Here is a 24106-nt window from a genome sequence, read left to right on the forward strand (position 1 = left end):
GAGGCGCGGCGGATATTAGCCGGTGGTGAAAACACCGGAGGCTTGTCGTTATTGCCTTTGCGCCCCGGCAGGGGCGCGGGACGAGACATGACCGGCAGTGGATTTCGTGACCTGACGCTACGTCCGGCACCCCTGCCGGGGCGCAATGTTATGCCACTCGTTCCCGGTGGTTTCACCACCGGCTAATATCCACGGCCCTTTCAGGGCCAAAAGCAAAGACCGCTAAATCCGGAAAATGTGGGTAATGACAAGGCCAATGGCTTCCCCTCTTTGCAATATTGGTCAGAGCAAATCACGCACGCTGGTTCATGGGGCGACGCTCCATTCGTTTAGATCGGTTTGCAATTGAACGTAGGGCCAGCGTGGTGGGGGCGGTACCGCGCGCGTCAGCAAGCGGTGCGTCAATGCTGGCGGATTACGGCACATCCAAGGTCTCCGCTTGCTGACGCGCGCGGTACTGCCCCGGAGCGCCGCCCCTATACCGATCTGACATCCGAGCTAGGGGCAACCCACGCCGTGTTGCACCAGGCTGCCATCCGGGCAACGCTTCAACCCATCTTCCCCCTCAGCCTCTCCCTCACCGCCATCCGCCGGCGCGGCAACACCCGCAGCGACTGCCGGCAGTTCGTATTGCCAGCCACCAAAAATGCCGAGTTGATAGAGATGCGTCCTGACCAGGGTTTGCAGCGGGCCGCGCCACGGATCTTCACGTTGGTGCGGCGTCAGGCGTTGCACGGCGGTGAAGTAAGGCGCGACATCGGCTTCCAGCGGCGGCGTGGGTTGCTCAACCTCATTCGCGCCGTTGTGTGTTTTCAAGCCAGCCAGCAACTCGATTTGTCGAAGGTGCGTTTCGATCAACTGCACCAGCGCGATGTTGAACTCCGGCGTGAAGGCACGGCGCGCGCGGAACTTGCGCACCGTTTCATTGTACGCCCACAAGTAATTGCCAATCGTTGGGGCATCGAATCCCACAAACATGGCTTGGTTTGGTAAGGCCATCGAAAGTCTCCTTTTTGTTGTTTAACGGAAGTTATCAATCGCCCAAAGGGAGATTGCGTGAGACTGCTTGCTGAAAAAAATGGCGCGCGCGTCGGGCGACCAGACGAGTCCCGTCAGGTAAAGGTAAGGGTCGGCGCTGCTCAAATGTTTGGTCGCCCGACCCGTCGCCAACGCGACCGACCACAACTCGTCGTGCTGGTTGCGGCGCGCGACAAACGCCGCCTGTGCGCCGGCGGGCGCAAGCTGCACGCTGTTGGTATAGACCGCCGCCAATGCCGCGCGGGTTTCCGTGCGGCCTGTCGCGGCGTTCAACTGCAACAAAGCGCCATCCCGGACCAAGCCGCCGCGCGGCGCAAACGCGACGACAAGAAACTGCTGGCCGTCGCGCGACCAGCCGAGCGGCGCCAGCCGTTGGTCTGTTTCCCAGAGGACGCGCGTTTGTCCGGCTTCAACCACGACCAATTGATAGTGTGTGACGCCTTCGCTGAAGCCCCGCGCCAGCACCATGATTTGCTCTTTCACCGGCGACCACAGCGGGCAGAATAGCCCCACCGCCGGGTCGCGATTGTCCGTCAGCGCCTGTGTCTGCGTGCCGTCGCGCCGCACCGTCCAGAGGTTGCGCGCGCCGCGCCCGCCTGCCGTATAGGCCAGACGTTCCCCGTCCGGCGACCAACTGAAATTCGCCGCGTAATTCCAGCCGAAATGCGTATCCACGTAACCGCCGATGTAAAGCCCGGCAGGCACGATGACTCGTTCGCCCTGGCCGTCAGCGCCGACGACACCCAGGGCATAGCCGTCGCCTTGCGCGCGCAAAAAAGCCACCCAAGCGCCGCGCGGCGACCAGCGCGGATCGAAGCCTTGCGCGGCGAGGCGCACCGGTTGGGCATTGGCTTGCGCCGCCGTGTGCCAGAGCGAAAGGCTCAGCAGATTGGCCAGCTCTTCGGTTTGTTGATAAGCCAGCGCCTGGCCGGCGGGCGCGAGCGTGGGGCTGAAATCCAGCGCGCGGCTCACGGTCAGATGCGTTTCGGCGCGCGTGGCGAGTTCGAGCCGGAACAGATCGGCTTCGCCATTCTCGCCGCGATAGAACACGCGGCCAGCGGCAGAAACAAAGGCTGGCGTCAGGTGTTCATGCCCAAAGGTCAATTGCGTCGGCGTGCGATCATCCAGATAAGCCACGCAAATTTGCCGGACGCCGTTGCGGTTGGAACTGTAAACCACGCGCTGTCCATCGGGCAGCCAGTGCGGATGATCATTGTCGCTGGCTTCGTGCGTAAGTTGCCGCGGCGCGCCGCTGCCCACAGGTCTGGCCCAAATCTGACCGTCGGCGGCATAGGTCACCCATTGCTCGTCAAAGGACAGATCAATCTGGTTAATCAGGCAGCCGGGCATTTCCAACAATTGCTGCTGCGCGCCCGAACGCACATCCAACGCATGGATGCCGCATTCGGCGTAGTAGTAAAGGCGCGGCGCAACGCGCGACCAGCGCAACAAAAGCAGGAAGGGGGTGTTCAATTCGGCTATCCGCGCGCTCGCGCCGCCCTGCGCCGCCACACGCCGCACTTCGCTCAGGCCGTTGTGCTGCACCACATAAGCGAGTTCCCGTCCGTCCGGCGACCAGACGTGCGAATCCTCCCGTCCGGCGTCATGGGTGAGATTGAGGGCTGCGCCGTCCGGCAACGCGCGCACAAACAAATCACGCTGGCCAGCCTCGTTGTGGGTATACGACAGCAACCGCTCATCCGGCGCAACGCGCGCTTCAACTCCAGTCTCTTCCGGCTCTGTCTTCCAATCGGCAATCGAAGTAGGAACCAATTGCGCCAGGTCAGCGGCAGGCGCCGCGCCGCGCCGTTGCATCACCACATATCCTGCCAGCGTCAATAACAACGCCAAGCCGGCCCACAACGGCCAGCGCCAGCCGCGCCACCAAGGCTCACCCGCCAGCCGCGCGCTGAATTGCGCTTCTTCCGCCACGCCGCGCAACGCCGCCGCCAACTCATCCGCCGTTTGCAAGCGCTGTTCACGATCTTTGCGCAATACACTCGTCACCAATCGTTGCAACGGTGCGGGCATCGAATCCGGCAACGCGGGCGCTCCCGCCTCCAAAATCGCCGCCAGCGTTTCGGTCGCTGTCGCGCGGTGAAAGGGCGTGCGCCCGGTCAGCATTTCGTAAAGCACGACGCCCAGGCTGAAGACATCGGTGCGCGCATCCACACTGCCACCACGCGCCTGTTCGGGCGACATATAGCGAATCGTGCCCAGCAAGGCGCCCGCCGCCGTGTGGGATTGTGGCCCTCTTTGGAAAATGCCGATGGCGGATGGCGGATTGTCTTCGTCGTGCGTGTCGTCCTGCGCTGAATCAAGCGCAGCGCCGGTCAGTTTCGCCAAGCCGAAATCCAACACTTTGACGAAGCCGTCATGCCGCAACATCACATTCTCGGGCTTGATGTCGCGATGCACGATGCCGGCGGCGTGCGCGGCGGCGAGTGCCGTGGCGATTTGTTGGGCGATGTTGAGCGCCTCATTGACGGGCAGCGGGCGGCTTGCAGAAAGCTGGGCGTTCAAGTGCGCGCGCAGGGTCTGGCCGTCTACGAACTCGTTGACGATGAAATAGGAGCCTTCGTGCTGCCCCGTGTCATAGAGCGTGACGATGTTGGGATGGTTGAGCGCGGTGGTGGCGCGGGCTTCCTGCTCGAAACGCCGCACGCGCCCTGGTTGTTGGCTGAATTGCGGCGGCAAGAGTTTTAACGCGACCTGCCGGTGCAAGCGCGTGTCTTCAGCCAGGAAGACCTGGCCCATGCCGCCGACGCCGAGCACGGAGAGCAGTTGGTATTGGCCGATGGTGCTGCCCAAACGCGCGTTCAACGCAGCTTGCCCCGCGCCGCTGAGCAAGGGTGGTTCAAACGCCGGTTGCGACAGAAAGCTGCCCGCTTCATTGCGCGCGGCCAGCAGCGATTCGACTTCGCAGCGCACCGCTTCTTCACCAGCGCAAACACGCGCTAGGTACGCGGCACGCTCAGTCTCAGGCAGGTCGAGCGCGTCGTAATACAGCGCTTCGATGCGCGGCCATTGCGCGGCATCAGGCATGGCTGGCTCCCTTGCGCAATTCGCGGTACAGCCAGGTCTGGGCGAAATCCCAATCACGCGCGACCGTGCGCGGCGAGACGCGCAAGACTTCCGCCGTCTCGTCGGCATTCAACCCGGCGAAAAAGCGCAACTCGACGACGCGGCTTTTGCGGGCGTCAAAGGCAGCCAGTGCATTCAAGGCATCATCCAGCGCCAGCAAGTCGGGGCGCTGTTGTCCGATCACGTCGGCGGCTTCGCTCAAGGAAACGTGCAGGCCCTGGCGTTTCTGGTACTGCCGTTTGCGCGCCTCGTCCACCAGGATTTGACGCATCAGCGTGGCGGCCATGCCGAAAAAATGCGCGCGGTTTTGCCAATTGGAATTTTGCCAGTCAATCAATTTCAACCAGGCTTCGTTGACGAGCGCGGTGGTTTGCAACAGCGCATCGGGCGGACGTTTGTGCAGGTAATGATGCGCCAGGCGGCGCAATTCGCCGTCCACCAGCGGGGCCAGTTGCTCCAGCGCCGACTGATCGCCCTGGCCCCAGGCCAGCAACAGTTGTGAGACGCGATGCGGTGAGGTCGTCTGTTCGGCAGTCATAATCGCCTTCCTTATTTTACCAAGACCGCGCGTGGGACGCGCGCAGACTTGGACGTGTGCTTGGGGACTGAAAAAAAGTGCGCCGGGCATGGCAGCTTGCGCCGACATTTCCCGTTTTACTTGAATGGAAGCGATGAAGAAATCGTTTCTGCTCGGGGAGCGAAGCGCCGCTGGTTTCGTCGCTGGTGGGCGTTTCGTTTTCCCAAGCGGAGCGGCTTTTGGGGCCGTCCTACTTGCCCTTATTCGCTGAAGTAACTTGAACAACTTGATTCGCTGGCCTGTGCGAACGGCACCGATTGTAGCGTCACCCGGCCAGCAATACAACGGCCCCCGCTGCCAGCCTGCACGAATTTTATAGGCTGACGGCGAGAGAGCGCCACAGCAAAGTCCTATCCGGTTGCATTCGCGGACACCCAAGGTGTCCTGACAGACAGGCACGCGCCAGCACGACTGGCCGCCTGTTTCACGATGCTTACAACGGAGGAACTATGTTCAAACAGATTTTGTCATTTGTACTCAGCGCCTGTTGCGCTGGTTTGCTGTCCACAGCCGTGACCGCGCAAGGCAACAGTTACGGTTATTTGCTGGCCGGGCCGGGCGGCACGGCGCCCAATGGCGGCGGGGCGACGCTGCAAATTGCGGGCGGCGGCGAAGGCGTTTTCAAAAACGGCGCGGGTTTCGGCGCGGAACTCGGTTACCTGTTGCCCTTTGAAGCACCCGGCAGCGGGCTGGGCACGTTCGCGCTGAACGGCTCCTATCACTTTCTCAAAGCGGGCGGCAAGACGGTGCCGTTCGTCACGGGCGGGTACAGCGGCTTTTTCCGCAGCGGGTATCTCAACGGCGTCAATTTCGGCGTAGGCGCCAATTACTGGTTCAAAGAACGCACGGGCTTACGCGTCGAATTCCGCGACAACATCGCGGTGGGCAATGGCGATGCCGTGCATTTTTTGAACGTGCGGGCGGGTGTGACCTTCCGCTAACACCATCATTGCTGCCAGCGTGGCTGCTCTCAAGCAGCCACGCTGGCAGTGCACAGCTAACAACTGCATCGTAAAAAAGGAGAGCCACAATGCAAACCAAACGGCAATGGTTTATTTCCGCAACGCTGACGCTGCTGTTGACACTCTTCAGCGCGGCCACTTCCAACTTCATGCGCGTCCACGCCCAAGACGATGTCTTTGGCCGCCGCGCGCCACGTTGCACGCTGGGCACGGCCAGCGGCACCTATGGCTACCACATGGAAGGCCAGATCATTGGCGCTGGCCCCTTCCTAGTCAACGGATTGTTCACGCACCGGCCTGACGGCACGATGGATGCCGAAGTGCAACTCGTCGTCGGTCCGCAAAGTTTCCCCGCCTCAGGTACCGGCGGCACCTGGAAGATCAATGACGATTGCACCGGCACGGGCAAATTCACCGTGGCGGCGCTCAATCTCGAAGTCACCTATAACTTCATTGCCACTGACGGCGGCGACCAAATTGACTTGCTCAACACCAATCCCGGCGTCCTCTTGCAAGGTGTAGGCCGCCGTATCGCCAAAGCGGGCAAAGCGCCGAGTTGCAACAATGGCACCATCATCGGCAGCTATGGCTATCGCCTGGGTGGCAGCCTCCCCAATGTCCCGGCCTTCATCATTGCTGGCACGTTCACGCACTCAGTAGACAACAACTACAAGGGCGTTTGGAGCGGCACAGATACCTTCAATGCGATGGGGCAATTCATTCCACGCATCAACAACGGTATCTACACGCTCAACAGCAATTGTCGGGGCACGGGCTTTTATACCGACAACCTCGGCAACCAAATCAACTACGTCTTTACCGTCGTGAATGGCGGCGACACGCTCTTCATTCAGGGGAATGAACCGGGCATCGCCGCTTCCGGCGTGGCGCAACGCATCAAGTAATCATACTGGCTGACACACACGCGGCAGCGAGCAAGACATGGGCGTGGTAGAAAAGGTGAACGGCAAACTCGCTGTCATACAGCGTGAGGCGCAACTTCCCCACAATCGCGCCTCACCACCAACCTCATCTCAAAAAGGAGCAAACATCATGAAACCCAAGCTGATGAAACCAACCTACTGGCTCGCGGCAGTCTGCACGCTGTTGCTCGCTGGACAAGCCCGGCTGCCCATGCCGACGGCGCACGCGCAATTCGGCCCGCAGCGTGGCAACAGTTCTTTCGATCAGGTCTCGGCGCGCGGGCAAGGCATCGCCACGGCGGCGGACACCTTTTCTGTAGACGCTGAATTCACGTTTAGCGGCGGGCGCTATGGCGGCGTATTTGGCTCGCTCATGTTACCGGTTAAATCCACGGCGCGGCTGCTGGCGCAAAATCCGCCGGCTGCCGATGGCACGATCAACGCCATCACTTCGCATGTCATCGAGATCAAAGGCCAGAGCAACGAAAACGGCCAGTGTGAACCCGGCGAAGATTGCCTGTTAACGCTCGACCGCGCCGCGTTGATTCCGACCGCGACGCCCGGCTTGATGAAGCTGCGTTCGGTGCTCGCCGTTTCGGATGGGCATGGCCGCTTTGAAAAAGCCTGCGGCAAGATTGACGCCACCGACGGCGATGGCGAAATCAATTTCGCCGCCACGCCGCCGACCGTACACTGGTCATTCAGCGGCGGACACATCGGCGAATGCCGCTAGCTCGGCTTGCGCTTGCGGCTGCGGCTCAGTGCCGCGCGCGGTACTGATTCGGCGTGCGTTCCCGCAACAGCAATGGCAAACCGCTCTCGTCAAAATTCAGAACGAGTTACATCGTTCTCGGCCAAGGCGCCTGGCGTTGTGTGGCTCAACCCTGCAATACCGGGCGCTTGAAACAACTGGACAAAGAACACTGTATGAGCGAATTGACAATCACCACGCTGACGCCGTTCACCGCGCGGCAACCGCAATGGGAGGTGGACATCATCAGCCAGTGGCAGGACGCTGGTGACGATGAAAAGAATCGCGGTTGGGCGCGCAATTTCTGGCGGCAGCTTGAACCATACACGCGCGGCGCTTACCTGAATCACTTCGATGTGGATGACGGCGCGGCGCGTGTGCGGCTCGCATACGGACAGAATTACGAACGGCTGGCCGCGCTCAAGCGCAAATACGATCCGGCGAATTTGTTCCGGTTGAATAACAACATCGCGCCTGCAAGGTAAGGCGCCGAACTTGCAGTCAGGCTTTTTGCGGCCTGGCAAAACCCAAACAACCCAGCAGTACCTCAACGAAAGGAACCACAATGAAATTCATGGTTACGTGGCAAATACACCAAGGAAAAATACAGGAAGCATACTCGCTCTTTTTCCCCATGACCCCTGAGCAGGATGCGGCGGACAGGGGCAGCCAAGTCAAACAGATTGGCCGCTGGCATGACGTAGTGCGCGGTCGTGGGGTGACCATCTGTGAATCCGACAGCGCCGAGGCGGTGGCGAACTGGTGCCTCAACTGGAGTGGCCTGCTGGATTTGGATCTGTCGGTGGTTTTGGATGACAACGAGACGCGCGCGCTGGGCAAAGCACGCGCGAAGAGTTCTTAGCGCATACCACCAAAATTACTTGGAGGGTGCTGGTGCGGGGCATAAGGCGGGTTATTAACCCGCCCTACGCCTCGCACCAACACCTTGCATTGCCAGCCTTCACCAACGTTTCAGGCGCGGCGGTCTAACGCCTGAAGTGCCATCAATCCCAATTTGCAGCGTCTTTCCGCGAGCCACATTCCGCTCGCTTAACCGGAGGTGTATTCAAATGCAAAGCCACGCAACCCATCTACGCAGAATTCTTTCCTGCGGCGTGCTGGCGCTCGGCCTATGGATGAGCGCCGCCGCACAAACACCAACCATTCCACTCGGCAGTTACACCGCCGTCATCGCGCAAGACATGCGCGTCGGCAACCTGACGTTTCCGGGCGGCGAATATCAACTGACTTTGCTCGAAGGCGGCAAGTATCAGTTGGGCCGCAACAACTTCATCACTTTGTCAGGCACCTATACCGTCAGCGGCAATCTGGTGAAATTCGCCAGCCCCGCGACGATGGACACGTGCAGCGGCGAGGGCATGTATCAATTCACCATCACGGGCAATCGCCTGACGCTGACCGCCGCCACCACGCGCGTGGACAGTTGCGTCGAACGCTTAGTGGGCCTGACCGGCGCGGCCTTTTTCAAAGACGATCCGGCCAACAAGGATTGGAAAGGCATTGGCCCCACGGGTGGTCAGTTCAATGCAGTCATCATCCACGACGGGAAAATTTATGCGGGCGGCGGCGGCAGCAACAGCTTCCTCGGTTCGACCGGCGGCGGCGTGTTCATCTCGGCGGACAACGGACAAACCTGGCGAGCGACGCGCGGGATTCGCGCGGACACGGTCTTTGATCTGGCTGGGTTCAATAACGTGCTCTACGCCGGATGCAGCGGCGGCGCCTTGTATTTTTCGACCGATGGCGGTGAGAACTGGGAACGTCCGCTGCTGGGCATCGCGGTGACGGCGCTGGTGCATGACTTTTATGAATACAACGGCAGGTTGTATGTCGCGACGGTCGGCGACGGCGTCTGGCGCTTGGGCGACAGTCCGTACAAGTGGGAGAAGCTCGGCACCACGGGGCTGACCAATCAAAACATCTGGGCGCTCGCCGGGAGCGGCAATAACTTTTATGCGGCGGGCAATGGCGGCGTCTATCTCTCGACCGACGGCGGCGCAACGTGGACGCTGCGCAACAACGGAATGACCTTTTCGGTGATTCAGGCACTGGCGCTTGACGGCGGAAAAATTTATGCCGGTACCCAGCAAGGCACTGCCGCGCAGAATGAAGTCTGGATGTCGGAAGACAACGCGCTGAACTGGAAGAAGCTAGGCAACGGCATCGCGGCGGATTTCCCAACGGGCTTTTCCAATCGCATTTACGAAATGGCGGTCGCGGGCGGCAAGCTCTTCGCTGTGGGAACGACCGGCGTGATTATGTTTGACGGCACGAAATGGAGCACCGTTTTTCAGGGCACCAACATCACCAGCTTCTTTTCCATCGCCGCCAGCGGCAACACGCTCTTTGCCGGTTCGTGGTATCACGGCATCGCGCGTTCGACTGACGGCGGCGCGACCTGGGCTTTCGCCAACAATGGCCTGAACAGCCGCCAGGTGGGCGGAATCTACCGGGCCAACGGCGTCATCTATGCGGGCACGACACGCGGCGTGATGATCTCGTGCGACGAAGGCCAGACCTGGACGCAAACGACCGCACCCATCGTCGAGTGTTATTCGATCCTGCCCTTCGACGGAAAAGTGTTCGCAGGTTTTGCGGGCGGCGTTGCTTACACCGCCGATCAAGGCCAAACCTGGACGGTGATTCCAGCCAGCAGCGGCATCGGTGGCGGGTTCGTCTTCCGGTTGCTCAACATTGGTAACGCGCTTTACGCCGGCATCAACAATGCCACGACGGGCGGGGTTTTTCGCACCATGGACGGCGGGCAAACCTGGACGGCGCTCAACAACGGGCTGACCAGCCGCAACGTCTTCGATCTGGCGGCGACGAGCACGGCGCTCTTTGCCTCCACGACAGGTGCAGGCGTCTTCCGTTCGACCGATGGCGGACAAAACTGGGTCGCGGTGAACAATGGTTTGCCCAGCCTCACGATTGTCGGCTTGGCCGCCGTCAAAGATACGGTCGTTGCCGCAGTCATCGGCAATACGCTGTATCGCTCTACCGACAACGGCCAGACCTGGCGGCAGCCCGAAGGCGGCGCAATGCCCACGGGCACGGGCTGGCTGATTGATGCGGCGGGCGGCAATTTTTACGCCTCGAATTTCTCAGCCTCCGGCGCGCTGCGTTCAACCGACGAAGGCCGCACTTGGCAATACGTCAACGCGGGCTTCGACGCGCGCTGGGGCATCCGCTGGTTCGCCGACGGCGGCACGCTTTACGCCGGCACGCCCAACGGTGTTTACGTCAGCAACGGCCTGGTCAATCGCGCCGCCACGGTCAGCGCCGCCAGCTTCACCCCGCGCATTGCCGACAAAAGCATCGTCGCCGCCTTTGGCCGCGACCTCGCCACACGCGACGCCAGCGCCACCAGCTTGCCGCTGCCCACCAATCTGGGCGGCACGACGGTCAAAGTGCGCGACAGCAACGGCGTCGAACGCCTCGCGCCGCTTTTCGCCGTCGCTGCCGAGCAAGTCAATTATCAAGTCCCCGCTGGCACCGCCGCCGGCACGGCCAGCGTCATCATCACGAATGCCAACGGCATCAGCGCAACGGGTGAATTCAACATCGCGGCCACCGCGCCCGCCCTCTTCGCCCTCACTGCCAACGGCGCTGGCCCAGCGGCGGCGATTGATGCGCTGACAGGCGCGGCGGCCCCCTTCAACGCGACGCAAGCTAATGGACAGCCCAACATCCTCGCCGTCTTCGGCACCGGCCTCGGCGCGGATGCCACCGACCTGGATGGCAACGTCAACGCCGGCGTGACAGCAACCATCGGCGGGCGCGCGGCCACCGTGCTGTATGCCGGACGCGGGCCGGGCATCACGGGCGTGAATCAATTCAACCTGACGTTGCCGGCAGGCTTGGCCGCAGGCACGCACACGCTGGTCATCACGCGCGGCGGGGTGGCGAGCAACAGCGTCACACTTGCCATCAGGTAACGAGTAATGGCGTCGCGCGCGTAGCGCAACCCGCCGTAACTGCGACACCACGCAACCTCGGCGGGTTGCGCTACGCGCGCGACGCAGTTCATCAACCACAATTTTTGGACGAACAATGAAAACGAGCCATGAAACCATCGCACGCCGTTACCGCGCCGAAGTCTGTCACGGCAAGCTGGCCGTCGCCGACGAGATTTTTGATCCCGCCGTGCAAGCACACGTCAGCGATTCACTCACGCCGCCCGTCGCCCCCGGCGTAGCGGCTATCAAAGCAGTGGTGACGATGTACAGCGCCGCCTTCCCCGACACGCAATACACGATTGAAGACATCGTCGTGGGCGAAACCAAAGCCGCCGTGCGCTGGTCGGCGCGCGGTACGCACACGGGCGCGCTCGGCGAACTCGCGCCAACCGGCAAGCAGGTGAGCGTGACCGGCATGGATGTTTATCACTTCCGCGACGGCAAGATCGTTGACGTGTGGGTGAGTTGGGACGCGCTGGGTTGTTTGAAACAACTCGGCGTCGCCTGAACAACCAAGCACGGCTTTTCTTCAAACACGAAGCGAGACGGTACCGCGCGCGTCAGTCAGCGGTGCTTGCGCAATTGAACCAGCGTGCAACGACGCCCCGCCGCTGGCTGACGCGCGCGGTACCGTCCAACCATCACAGGAGCAAAAAGATGAACAATCAGAACAGCAAAGAATTGGGCCACCGCTACATTGAAGTGATCTGGAACCAGGCTGAACTCAACCGGCTCGACGAATTCACCGCGCCCGACATCGTGCGCCACGATCCGGCCAGCGGCGTCCAGCGCGGCTTTGCCGCATACAGCGCCGTCGTACAAGCGCTGCACACAGCCTTTCACCCCATGCACTTCGTCATCAACTGGCACGTCGGCGAGGGTGCCGCGGCGGCCCATCACTGGACGGTGACGGGCACACACGTTGGCGAATTCAACGGCATCGCGCCCACCGGCAAGCAATTCACGCTGGATGGCGTCAGCATTTACCGCTTCGCCAACGGCAAACTGGTCGAAGAGCGCACGGTGGGGGATGCGCTGAGCTTGCTGAAGCAATTGGGCGTCGCCATCTGAACACAGCGCGCCCGGCAGCCTGGCCTTTCAGCACATTTGATCAGCAACTTCTACGTCAACGTCAATCTTGCAAAATCAAAAGGAGCAGCTTATGCGTTTTTTGAAACTCTTCCGCCGCACGGCCAGGCTGTATCTGGCGTTGTTCATCTGTCTGGCTTGTTTGACCGGCTTCAGCGCCAGCGCCGGCCAGCGTTGGGCGCAGCTTTGGCAGCGGCTTGCGCCGGATTATACCGCGCGGCTTGGCAGAGCGCCGGCACGTGTCTTCAACGTCATTACCGTCAATACAACGGCGGATGAGAACGGCGCGAACAGCGCCGCGTGTTCGTTGCGCGAAGCCATCACCGCAGCCAATACAAACGCTGTGTTTGGCGGTTGTCCGGCGGGCGCGGCGGGATTGGATGTGATCGAGTTCAATCTCGGCACGGGCACGCCGGTCATCACGTTGAGCGGCGGCGCGCCAACGATTACACAAGCGGTGACGATTGACGGGGCGACGGGCGGGGCAACGCGTGTAATGTTGGACGGCGTGACCAACAGCGGCAATGGGCTGGATTTGCAAACCGGCGGTTGCACGATCCGCGGCCTGGTCATCAAGCGGTTTTTGTTTGGCATCCGCATTTTCAACGGCAGCGGCGGCCATACGATTCAGAACTGTTTCATTGGCACGAACGAAAACGGCGACAGCATTGTGAACGCGGGCAATGGCGCGTCGGGCATCGTCATCGTCAACACACCGAACAACCTGATTGGCGGCGACACGCCGGGTGCGGGCAATGTGCTGGCGGCCAACGGGAATTTCGGCCTTGATCTTCAGGGTTCCCCCGGCAATACGGTGCAAGGCAATCGCATCGGCACCGATGTGAACGGCGCGCTGGATTTCGGCAATGTGTTTGGCGGCGTCAATGTGAGCGGCGCGGCGAACAACCTCATCGGCGGCGCCAGCCTGGGCGCGCGCAACATCATTGCGGGCAATGGCGGCAATGGCGTCTCGCTGAGCAATGCCGGCAACTCGCGCGTGCAAGGCAACTACATCGGCCTCACGGCGGCGGGCACGGCGGCGCTGCTCAACAATCAATTCGGCGTTTTTGTCAGCGCCTCGAATGGCGCGCTCATCGGCGGCACAGCACGCGGCGAAGGCAATGTCATTTCGGGCAACGGCAATGGCGCTGCTGGCGGCGACGGCATTTCGCTGCAATCCAGCGGTGTGACGGTGCAAGGCAATCTCATCGGTTTGAATGCGGCGGGCACAGCGAAAGTGCCGAACGTCAGTGATGGCATCGGCCTCAGCGACGCCACCAACAGCCTAATTGGCGGCACTACGGCGGGCGCAGGCAACATCATCGCGGGCAATAACGGCAGCGGCGTCGCCATTCGCAGCACCGGCAGCGGCGCGGGCAACAACGTGGTGCAGGGGAATCTCATCGGCACAAACAGCGCCGGCGACGCCAATTTGGGCAATGCCAGTCACGGCGTTTTTCTGACGGGTCAATTCAGCGGCAGCGCCAACAGCAATGCCATCGGCGGCACGGCGGCGGGCGCGGGCAACGTCATCGCCTTCAACGGCGGCGCGGGCGTGGGACTGAGCACGGCTTCAACGCGCAATGCGATTCAGGGCAATTCAATTTTCAGCAATGTGCGGCGCGGCATTACGCTCGACTTCAACAACTTTCCCGCCAACGATCCGGGCGATGGCGACACGGGCGCGAACAACCGGCAGAACTTTCCGGCGCTGACGCAGGCGGCGATTAGCAATGGCAATGTCGCTGTGCAAGGCACGTTCAACAGCACGGCGAATGCAACGTTCCGGCTGGAATTCTTCGACAGCCCGGCGCGCCATTCGACGGGCTATGGCGAAGGGAAAACTTTTCTAGGCTTCATCAACGTCACAACTGACGCCAGCGGCAATACCGCCTTCAACGTCATCTTGCCCATCAGCGCCACAGCCAACCACTTCCTGACTGCGACGGCGACGGATGCGAACGGCAATACGTCGGAGTTCTCGCTCAGCCTGGCCCCGCCCAACGTGACGCCGCAAACGGTGGCGGCCATTCCCTACAATTCGCCGACGCGCCGCACCATAGCGCAAGTCAGTGATTTCGAGACGGCGGCGGGAAACCTGACGCTGGCACTCAGCAACGTGCCCGCCGGGATGACGGTGAGCGGATTGCAGCACGATGGAAATGGATTCATCAGCGCGCTGCTCAACGCCGCCTGCAATCTGGCGGGCAGCACGCAAAGCTTTAACCTCAACGTGACCGATGCCGACAACAACGCCACCAGCGGCGTTGTCACGGTTGGGTTGCAACCGCTGCCGACCATTCAATTCACCAACAACAATCCAACCAGCCAAACCGTCTGCGTTGGTCAGCAGGCGCTCTTCGGCCCGATCAATGTGACGTTCAGCGGCGGCGCACCGGTGGCCGTCAACTTCCGCTGGCGCAAAGTCGGTCAGTCGAATCCTGTCTCAACCGCCTCCCAGCTTTTCTTCCCCAACGCCACGGCTGCGGATGCAGGCGATTACCTGGTGGAATGGGCAACCGAATGCAACCCCAGCAACTATCAATTTTTGGAGCAAGTCTCCCTGACAGTACATCAGCCCACGGCGGCCACGGCGCTCGACAATGGCACCGTCATCGAAGGCGCAGCGGCCAGCTTCACGACCACGGCCTCAGGCAGCGGCCCGTTCGGCTTTGTTTGGAAGAAAGGCGCGGTGGTGCTTTCAAGCAACGAGCATTTGCAGATCAATTCGACCGCGATGCAAAGCACGTTGTTGATCGGCCAGACTGTCACAGGCGACAGTGATACCTACAGCGTCACTGTCACCGGCGCCTGCGGCGCGGTAACACAAAGCGCCGCACTGACGGTGAACCCCACCTGCGTTGGGCTGACGCTCGCGCCGTTCACCTTGCCTAGCGGCGTGCTCGGTTATGCCTACAACCAAACGCTGACGGCCAGCGGCGGCGTACCGCCGTATTCGTTCAGCATTTCAGACGGCGCCTTGCCGCCGGGTTTAGCGCTCAACGCCAACGGCACACTGAGCGGCGCGCCCACGCAGGTCGGCAACTTCGTGTTCAATGTGGAAGCCAGCGCGGGCGCGTGCACAGGCAGCGCGGGTTACACGCTCAGCGTCGGCCAACTCAATCTGGCGGCGACGGGCGGCGAGGGTTATGTGGATTTGAACTGGACGCAGGCAGGCTACAGTTCATTGATGGGTTTCAAGCTGTATCGCGCCACAGTCAGCGGCGGGTCGTATGCGCTGGCGCAAAGCCTGGCGGCCAATGCCAGCACGTTCCGCGATACGGGAGTGACGCCCAACACGGCGTACTTTTATAAGCTGACCGTGCTCGACAGCAACGGCGAATCGAGCTTTTCCAATCCCGCCGCCGCCACACCCGTGGCCGGTGAACCGCCAGTCATCACGCATACGCCGCCCGCCGCGCCTGCGGCGCCGGGCGTGCCCATTCCCATCCTGGCGACGGTGACGGACAACGTCGGCGTGCAAAGCGTCAAGCTGTTTTTCCGCACGCTTGGCGCGGCCAGTTACACCGAGCGTGCCATGCTCACCGGCGGCAACAATCTTTATGAGACAGGGATTCAGGGCAGCGAATTCGTCGTGCCCGGCGTGGAGTATTACCTCGAAGCGCGCGACCAGAGCAACGTCACGCAAGCGGGCCAGCCCAACGATCCGTACCGGCTGACGCTCGCAGATCGCCCATATCTGACGCAACTCAACCCGGCGAATGGCCCGGCGGCGGGCGGCACAAGCGTCACGCTCACGGGGCACAACTTCAAAGCGAACGCGGTCGTGCGCTTTGATAGCGCGCTGGCGACGATCACCAACCAGAGCGCGACGCAGCTTGTTTGCATCACGCCGCCGCATTTCCCCGCCGCCGTGGATGTGCGCGTGACCAATCCCGACGGCGCGAGCGATGTGTTGACGCGCGGCTTCATCTATCAGGGCGCACAAGCCGCGCTCAGTTTGCCCACGACCACCGGGCCGCAAGGCGTCAACGTGCAAATTCCCATCAATGCCGCCAACGTGCAGGGGCTGACGGCAGCCGACGTGCGCGTCACCTCTAACAGCGTGGTCTTGAGCGCCGTCAACGTCAGTCCGGGCACGCTCACGCCGAATTGGGGCATGCAAACGAATCTCAACACCCCGGGCGAAGTGCGGCTGGCGCTGGCGAGCACCACCGGGCCAATCAGCGGTTCGGGTTCAGTGGCGGTGATCGAATTTCAAGTGCTGGGCGCGCCGGGCGCGGTGACGCCGCTGACACTGAGTTCAGTCTTGCTCAACGGCGGCGCGATTGCGGCCACGCTCACGGCGGGGCAATTCACGGTGGCGCCGGTTTACTCGATCTCCGGCACGGTCAGTCATTGGAACAACACGTTGGGCGGCTTGGGCAATGTGACGCTGGCGCTCGCGGGCAGCGGCAATTACACAGCCAGCAGTCAGGCGAATGGCGCATTCGCGTTGAGCAACGTGCTGGGCGGCAGCTACACACTGACGCCAAGTAAGACCGATCAAACCAGCGGCATTTCGGCCTTTGATGCGGCGTTGGTGCTGCAACATTCGGCGGGCTTGATCACGCTGACGGGCGCGGCGTTGACGGCGGCGGATGTGGATCGCAGCGGCGGCGTGAATGCGCAGGATGCGTTTTACATCCTGCAACAAACGGTCGGCTTGATCGGCCTGCCCTTCCCCGGCGCGGGCGTGGCTTGGTTATTCAACCCAGTCACGCGCAGCTATAACAATCTCAGCGCCGATCAGACCAATCAAAATTTCACCGGCATGCTGCTCGGCGATGTCAACGGCAGCTTCACGACAGGCAACGCGCCGCACACACTCGCCACGCTCAGTTTGCCGGAAGTCAGCGTGCCGGCAGGCGCAGAGTTTCCCATGCTGCTCAGCCTGGGCTTGACGCAAGGCCAGGTGCTGGGCGCGGATTTGCAACTCACCTATGACCCAACGGTCGTCAGCGTGCTGGCCGTCGAGAATGGCAGTTTGATCAGCGATTGGCTGCGCGCGGTGAATCTCAACACGCCCGGCTTGCTGCGAGTGGCGCTCGCGGGCAGTCGCGGCGTAGCGGGCAGCGGTGAGCTATTGCGGCTGCGGTTGCGCGCGACGGGTGGCGTGGGCCGTTCGAGCACTTTCACCTTCACGCAAGGACGGCTCAATGAAGGCGGCATCGGAACTACGCTCACAGCAGGCCGCGTGACGATTCGCGCCCGGCCCGCGCCCGCCGATTTCGATCTGGATGGCAAGACCGATTTGACCGTGTGGCGCGGCGCGACCGGCGCCTGGTTCACGGCGCGGGACGGCAACAGCAGTTTGCCGCCCATCGTTTGGGGCAGCAGCCGCGAGCCTTACAACGATGTGATCGCACCGGGCGATTATGACGGCGACGGCCAGGCTGACGTAGCCATTTGGCGTCCGCTCGATGGCGGTTGGTACATCATCAATTCGTCCACCGGCGCATTTAGTCAGCGCGCCTGGGGGCAACGCGGCGATGTGCCTGTGCCCGGTGATTATGACGGCGACGGCCAGACCGATCCGGCCGTCTGGCGGCCCTCAGACAACAACTGGTACATCCTGAAAAGCTCGGACGGGCAATTCACCGTGCAAGCCTGGGGCAGTCCCAACGCGCCGTACAACGATGTCGCCGTGCCCGCCGATTATGACGGCGATGGCAAGACCGACCTCGCCGTCTTCCGGCGGCAAACCGGCGTCTGGTACGTGCGCAAGAGTTCGGATGGACAAATCATTGTGCAGCCTTGGGGCCTCGGTACGGATGCGCCCGTGCCCGGCGATTACGATGGCGATGGGCGCGCCGATCTCGCCGTCTGGCGCGGCGGCGAAGGCAATTGGTATGTGCGCAAGAGCAGTGACGGCCAATTCCAAGTCACTCAATGGGGCAGCGGCGCGCTCGAAGATGTGCCCGTACCGGGCGATTATGACGGCGATGGCCGCGCGGATGTGGCCGTCTTCCGGCGCAGCAACGGCACTTGGTACATTCAACCCAGCAACACCAGTGCGGCCATCGTGAAACCGTGGGGCTTGGGCACCGATATGCCTGTGCCTGGACACTTGGCCGGACGCAATTGAGCTAGGTCGGGCAGGTTTGTTGGTGCGGCGCGCAGCCCACAGCGCCCCCAACGACAAATCTGCCCGTGTTCCTCAATCTGTTTGGTTCCCGCTTGTTTTGCCCGCAACTATTCCCTGTCCGACAAGCGCGCAACGCCTGCCTGCGCAGCCTTTTTCCTGCCTCTGCGTTGCTTGCTTGTGCGCTCTCGCTGCCTCACATAGGATGTGCGCACAATTCCAACCGGCATTTCGTTGTGATAACAATCATCAGGAGGGCAAAGAATGCACAACCCGGCACACGGGCGCGCGACCATACTGTGGGGCGGCATGTTGGCGGCGGCACTTGTCTGGCTGAGTGGTTACGCCTGGGCGGGGCGTGCCATTGCGCAGCAGGGCGTGTGGCTGCCGCCGCCTAAAAATACTGACGCCGTCAAAACGCTGGTCGTCACGGGCGGCCACGATCACGACGCCGATTTTTACACCGTTTTTGCCGATGCCCGCATCCGCGCCACTGTTGACCCGCACCCGGCGGCCTTGCGCAACGACATTCGCAAACGCGCCGACGTGCTGGTGCTGTACGACTATGTCAAAGAACCGCTGGAAGCGCCGCGCCGCCAGCACCTGCTGGCCTTTGCGGAAAGCGGCAAAGGCATCGTCATCTTGCACCACGCAATTTGCAGTCATACGGACTGGCCCGCCTGGTACGAAACCATCGCGGGCGGGCGCTGGCTGTTTGAACCCACCAACGGCTTGCCCGCCACGACGTATCAACACGACGAAGAGATGGACGTGAAGATCGCCGGCAATCACCCCATCACGCGCGGCCTGCGCGACTTTCGCATTCACGACGAAACGTACAAGGGCCTCTGGATTTCGCCCCAGGTCAAACCCCTGTTGACGACCACGCATCCGCGCAGCGACAAGACGATTGCGTGGATCAGTCCGTATGAAAAGTCGCGTGTTGTCTACATTCAATTGGGGCACGACCGGCAGGCGAATTTGAATCCGCATTATCAAACGCTGGTGCGGCAGGCGATTTTGTGGGCGGCGGGGCGGTTGAAATAACTATTCTTTCCCACGAAGACACGCGCAGGAACACAAAGCGTATTTGGCTATGCAGTAGAAACAATGCCATCAGTTTTCTGACTCATGGCTCCTGATTCCTGATTCCTGGTCAGTAAAATTCGCCGTATTTTCTTAACCAGGGGTCAGGAATCAGGAGTCAGGAATCAGAACCAATGATGCCGATTGGCCGAACGACTGTCGCGCTTATCCCTACCTGCTTTGTGCTCCTGCGCGTGTCTTCGTGGAAAACAATTTAGGAATCTATGTCTGAAGCATTCACTACAACTGGCCTGCTGATGGCCGCCACCACCTCCGTCACCAACGTCTTCAAAGACATCGCGGGCAAGAAGGTCGTAGACCAGCACGAACTGGTCGCCTCGACCTTCTGGATTCGCTTCTTCGCCGCTGTCGTCTTTGCTGGGGCGCTGTTGGTGCGCATCGCGATGTACGGGCCGCCCGCCGTGAAACCTGATCCCAGCCCATTGTTTGGCGTGGCGGGTTGGTTCATCGCGCCGCTGCCGACCTACTTCGTTTACCTGCTGATTGAGGTGTCCTTGATCGTCTGTTCGACGCTGCTGTTCTTTCGCGCCATGCAGGTGTCGCCAATTTCGCTGTGCATGCCATACGTATCGTTCACGCCGGTGTTTTTGCTCTTCACCGGACGGCTCATCAACCACGAGACGATCTCGCAGGCGGCGATGGTGGGCGTGTTGCTGATCTTCATCGGTTCGATGGTGATGCATCGCGCATTGTGGGCGAACGGCTGGCTCGAACCGGTCAAGGCGATTTATCGTGAACGCGGCTGCCTTTACATGCTCATCGCCGGGTTCATCATGGCGATCACCAATCCGATTGATAAAAAGCTGGTGACGATGACCGATGCTTTTACGCAAGGCTGCGGCTTTGGCGTAGGCATGGCGCTTTTCTTCGGTCTGCTAGCACTGGCGCGGCGGGCGGATATTGGACACGTGATTCGCGCCATGCCAAGTTGGTGCATGATTGCGGGCACGGGCGAAGCGATTGCGCTGCTCTTTCAATTGATGTCGCACAACTACATTCAAGTGGTCATCACGATCAGCATCAAACGCGCGGGTATCATCTTAACTGTGCTGCTGGGCTGGTTGATTTTCAAAGAGAAAGACATCGGCGATAAGCTGATTGCCGCTTCGGTGATGCTCGCCGGGGTGTTGATTATTTATTTGAAGCTGGATGTGATGGCGAGCTTGGGTTTGGCTGGCGTGGCATTACTGGCGCTGGCGCTGGCGCTGTATTTAACACGCAACTCGGCGGCGAACGCCACGACCAAAGCGATACGGGGAGCGTCAGCGACCTGAGCCTGGGCCAGCAGTTGGTTTGGCCGAGGTTGAGGCCAAAGCACTACAACAACATCAATCCGTCAATGACCAAAGCTCAGGTCGCTGACGCTCCCCGTACTGTAACAATGTGCTGACACGCATTTCTTCATCACGACAATGACGGCAACGCAATTTAGTTTTGACGATGAACCGGGCCTGCATGCGCCCGACTTGTATGATTATGCGGCTCTGGCTGAAGGCATTGACGGGCTGGACGCCATTGATGACGTCCAGGTCGCGCGCTACCACGCGCAAGGCGTAATCGCGGTGCATAACGCCTTCACAGCGCAACAAGTGCAAGACGCGCTGGACGGGTTGACCGATCTGATCGCGGGCAAGGTACCCGAATTTACCAACATCCAATTTCGCGGCGACGTGCGCGACCGCCTGGATCAATTGACCGTCGAAGAGCGCATCAACGCTGTGCGGCGCTTGCTTTACTTTGCTGAATACGACGCGCGGCTGCTTGCTATCGCGCAGCATCCGGCCTTGCTGGCGGCGGTCGAAAAGCTGCTGAACGCGCCGCCTGTTCTTTTTCAGAGCATGGCGCTCGTCAAACCGCCGCGCGGACGCGAAAAACCTTGGCATCAGGATCACGCCTATTTTGAATTGCCGCTCGACGCGCGCGTCGTCGGCGTCTGGATCGCGCTGGACGAAGCAGGGATTGAGAACAGCTGCATGCGCTTTCTGCCGGGCTGGCATCGGCAGATTGGGAGCCAAGGTAGCGAGGAAGCCTCCGCACCACGCGAAGTCATAACAAGCGATGGCTTACGCCCGCTGTGGCCGCATTACCTGCTGCGCGATTTACAGATTTGTGATCGTGAGATGGCGGGGCCGAAAGCACACCGCATTGCTGCACCGTTACAGCCGGGCGGGCTGGTGCTGTTCGACAGCTACATCCCGCACGGCACGCCGAGCAATCTCACGGCGCAACGGCGGCGCGCCTTGCAGTTTCATTACACGGTGGCAGAGGTGCCAAAGATTACGGCGGAAGAGCGGGTGGCGCTGTGGCTGGGGGAAGATGGTTCTTGCTAAATCGAAGCTGACGCGCTCAGGTCTCATCACGTGAACCGGCAACAGGTGTTTAGAGTTCCGCCTTTAGGCGGTGGTGGCGCGGAGCGCCTTAGTTGACGCGCCTGCGGCGCGCCGACCGCCTAAAGGCGAAAACTCTAAACGCCTGCTGTCTACGCTTACCTTTTCTACTGAAGTTCTAAACTCGGTTGTTTCGATTTGGGAGCAAACCATGCAACTCAAACTCGTCAAAAGCACCTGGGGCATGACCGGCACGCTCGCCGAAAATTTGCGCCGCATCGCCGACGCCGGATACGCCGCCGTTGAAATGCAGTTGCCGCCGGATGAACTGCTGCCGGAGTTTCGCCGCCTGCTGCAAGAAACCAAGCTCGCATACGTCGCGATGGTCATCACGCTGACCGACGATCATCTGCCCGAATTCAAAGCCAAGGTTGAAAAGGTGCGCGCGTTTGAACCACTGCAACTGACGGTGCACGCGGGCAAGGATTGGTGGCCGTGGGAAACGCAACGCGCCTTCTTTGCTAAGGCCTTGGAGGTCGAGCGGCAAACCGGCCTGATCATCAATCACGAGACGCATCGCGGGCGGCCTATGTTTACGCCCGCAGCAACGGCGCGGCTGTTGCGCGAATTCCCTGAGTTGCACATCAATGCGGACTTCAGCCATTTCTGCAACGTGTGCGAGAGCTTGCTGGAAGACCAAACCGCAGACATGGCCTTGTGCATTGCGCGTTCCCGCCATTTGCACGGGCGCGTAGGCCACGAAGAAGGGCCACAGGTCAACGATCCGCGCGCGCCGGAATGGGCGCAGCAATTGGCGGCGCACGAAACGTGGTGGGCCGAGATCATTCGCGCGCGACTGCGGGCGGGCGCGGCGCATTTCACCTTCAATCCCGAATTCGGGCCGCCGAATTACATGCCGACATTGCCTTACACCGCTCAACCAGTCAGCGATTTGTGGGACGTGTGCGCGTGGATGACGGAACGCTTTGGACAGCTTTATCAGGAAGTAACAAAGCCTGCGTAATGATGCTGTACCGCGCGCGTGAGCAAGCGGGTCATCAACGTTGCCGTAATCGAACGACAGCCAAAGCGCCGCTTGCTCACGCGCGCGGTACTGTTCCAGCGCCACCTGTCTTTTATCCCTCGCCCCTTATCCCTTGTTACTGACATCACACCTTCGCTGTGTTATGCGTCGCTGTGCGATTAGGTGCGTCGGCCTATCTTCACGCCGTCAAATGAACCAACGGCTTCAACAACTAAATCAGACGTGATGGCCCGGCTTTGCTGGGACAGATTCTTCAGGCGCGCGGTCATTGCGGGAGCCACAACCCAAAACGCTTTCGACAAATTCGAGGAGGAATGAGTGATGAAAACCAAACTGTTGTTCTTGGTTACGAGCCTAGCCCTGTTGCTGGGTCTGGTCAGTCCGCTGACGGCCACGACGGTGAAGCGCAAGAATTTCAATGAACTGGTGCAGGAGGCCGAATTGGTCGCCATCGGCCGCATCATCAACGTGCAAGCCTTTCCGACCGCTGACAAACAATACGTCTACACCTACGTGACGGTGAATGAGTTGGATATTCTGAAAGGCAGCTTTGAGGAGTCGCAGCTCACCTTGCGGATGGATGGCGGTGACACGGGCGACGGGCGGCGGTTGGTAATTCCAGGCGTGCCGAAATTCCAGTTCGGCGAACAGGTGGTCATCTTTTTGAAAGGCAATGGCCAGGCGATTTGCCCGTTCGTCGGCTGGGAGCAAGGGCTGTTGCGCATTGAGAAGGATCAGAAATCAGGCGAGTCGCTCGTCAAATCCAGCCGCGGCCAACGCATTCATGGCATCAAGAGCGGCGCGTTCCTACTGGACGCGGGCGAACAAAAAGGCCAACAACAGGACGGCGTTTATCTAGTAGACGCGCCGGGCGGCAACAGTGCCGGCCAAGCCGACAATGGCGGGACGCAGCCCTTGCAGGCGTTGACCGCCGCCGAACAGCAAGACGATCTGTCGCTGACGGAATTGCGGCAGCAAGTGCACGCGGTGTTGCTCAAAGGCGGTAATCAGCGCAGCGTCGCCGCCAAGGTGAAGAGCGCCGAAATCACGTTTGAAACGCCCGCGCAACGCTCGGCCCGCCGCAAAAACTAAGGCCGCCGCGCACCCCACAACCAAGTCAACGCGAACAAACGAAAGA

The 24106-nt window shown here is 61.0% G+C and carries 17 protein-coding genes; 14 read left to right on the forward strand and 3 right to left on the reverse strand.

Annotated features, from left to right (window positions below; genetic code table 11):
* Positions 1-498 precede the first annotated feature (498 nt).
* The 3 genes from HY011_17560 to HY011_17570 are packed head-to-tail and all read right to left on the reverse strand — an operon-like array spanning position 499 to position 4660.
* Complete coding sequence (locus tag HY011_17560) at positions 499-999, reverse strand: hypothetical protein (protein MBI3424745.1); 501 nt, start codon at positions 997-999, stop codon at positions 499-501.
* A 21-nt stretch (positions 1000-1020) separates the two neighbouring features.
* Positions 1021-4083, reverse strand: a complete 3063-nt coding sequence (locus HY011_17565; GenBank protein MBI3424746.1) for a protein kinase — start codon at positions 4081-4083, stop codon at positions 1021-1023.
* A complete protein-coding gene (locus tag HY011_17570) occupies positions 4076-4660 on the reverse strand; it encodes a sigma-70 family RNA polymerase sigma factor (GenBank protein MBI3424747.1) in 585 nt (194 codons plus the stop codon). Before HY011_17570 ends, HY011_17565 begins: the two co-directional genes overlap by 8 nt.
* Before the next feature lie 488 nt (positions 4661-5148).
* Between HY011_17570 and HY011_17575 the strand changes: the two genes are divergently transcribed.
* From HY011_17575 to HY011_17640, 14 genes are all read left to right on the forward strand, one after another.
* Positions 5149-5640, forward strand: coding sequence for a hypothetical protein (locus tag HY011_17575; protein ID MBI3424748.1), 492 nt, complete (start codon positions 5149-5151; stop codon positions 5638-5640).
* 89 nt (positions 5641-5729) lie between these two features.
* Positions 5730-6566, forward strand: a complete 837-nt coding sequence (locus HY011_17580) for a hypothetical protein (protein MBI3424749.1) — start codon at positions 5730-5732, stop codon at positions 6564-6566.
* Between the two features lie 148 nt (positions 6567-6714).
* Positions 6715-7317, forward strand: a complete 603-nt coding sequence (locus tag HY011_17585) for a hypothetical protein (GenBank protein MBI3424750.1) — start codon at positions 6715-6717, stop codon at positions 7315-7317.
* 194 nt (positions 7318-7511) lie between these two features.
* Complete coding sequence (locus HY011_17590) at positions 7512-7820, forward strand: BBE domain-containing protein (GenBank protein ID MBI3424751.1); 309 nt, start codon at positions 7512-7514, stop codon at positions 7818-7820.
* An 80-nt stretch (positions 7821-7900) separates the two neighbouring features.
* Positions 7901-8197, forward strand: coding sequence for a DUF3303 family protein (locus tag HY011_17595; protein ID MBI3424752.1), 297 nt, complete (start codon positions 7901-7903; stop codon positions 8195-8197).
* 208 nt (positions 8198-8405) lie between these two features.
* On the forward strand, positions 8406-11294 hold the full coding sequence (locus HY011_17600) for a hypothetical protein (GenBank protein ID MBI3424753.1): 2889 nt from the start codon (positions 8406-8408) through the stop codon (positions 11292-11294).
* Positions 11295-11409: 115 nt separating this feature from the next.
* Entirely contained in the window at positions 11410-11823 is a 414-nt protein-coding gene (locus tag HY011_17605) for an ester cyclase (GenBank protein MBI3424754.1), read from the forward strand.
* Positions 11824-11972: 149 nt separating this feature from the next.
* The gene (locus HY011_17610; protein MBI3424755.1) at positions 11973-12386 is read left to right on the forward strand and encodes an ester cyclase; all 414 of its coding nucleotides are present in this window, start codon (positions 11973-11975) and stop codon (positions 12384-12386) included.
* A gap of 91 nt (positions 12387-12477) precedes the next feature.
* The gene (locus HY011_17615; GenBank protein ID MBI3424756.1) at positions 12478-18492 is read left to right on the forward strand and encodes a VCBS repeat-containing protein; all 6015 of its coding nucleotides are present in this window, start codon (positions 12478-12480) and stop codon (positions 18490-18492) included.
* A gap of 261 nt (positions 18493-18753) precedes the next feature.
* Complete coding sequence (locus HY011_17620) at positions 18754-19536, forward strand: ThuA domain-containing protein (GenBank protein ID MBI3424757.1); 783 nt, start codon at positions 18754-18756, stop codon at positions 19534-19536.
* Between the two features lie 263 nt (positions 19537-19799).
* Positions 19800-20870 carry an EamA family transporter gene (locus HY011_17625; protein MBI3424758.1) on the forward strand — a complete coding sequence of 357 codons (1071 nt, stop codon included), beginning with the start codon at positions 19800-19802 and terminating at the stop codon, positions 20868-20870.
* 138 nt (positions 20871-21008) lie between these two features.
* Complete coding sequence (locus tag HY011_17630; GenBank protein ID MBI3424759.1) at positions 21009-21926, forward strand: phytanoyl-CoA dioxygenase family protein; 918 nt, start codon at positions 21009-21011, stop codon at positions 21924-21926.
* Between the two features lie 208 nt (positions 21927-22134).
* Entirely contained in the window at positions 22135-22947 is an 813-nt protein-coding gene (locus HY011_17635; GenBank protein ID MBI3424760.1) for a sugar phosphate isomerase/epimerase, read from the forward strand.
* Positions 22948-23289: 342 nt separating this feature from the next.
* A complete protein-coding gene (locus HY011_17640; GenBank protein ID MBI3424761.1) occupies positions 23290-24060 on the forward strand; it encodes a hypothetical protein in 771 nt (256 codons plus the stop codon).
* The last annotated feature ends 46 nt before the right edge of the window (positions 24061-24106 follow it).

It is taken from the genome of Acidobacteriota bacterium (genome assembly GCA_016196035.1).
In the GTDB taxonomy this organism is placed as follows: Bacteria; Acidobacteriota; Blastocatellia; order RBC074; family RBC074; genus JACPYM01.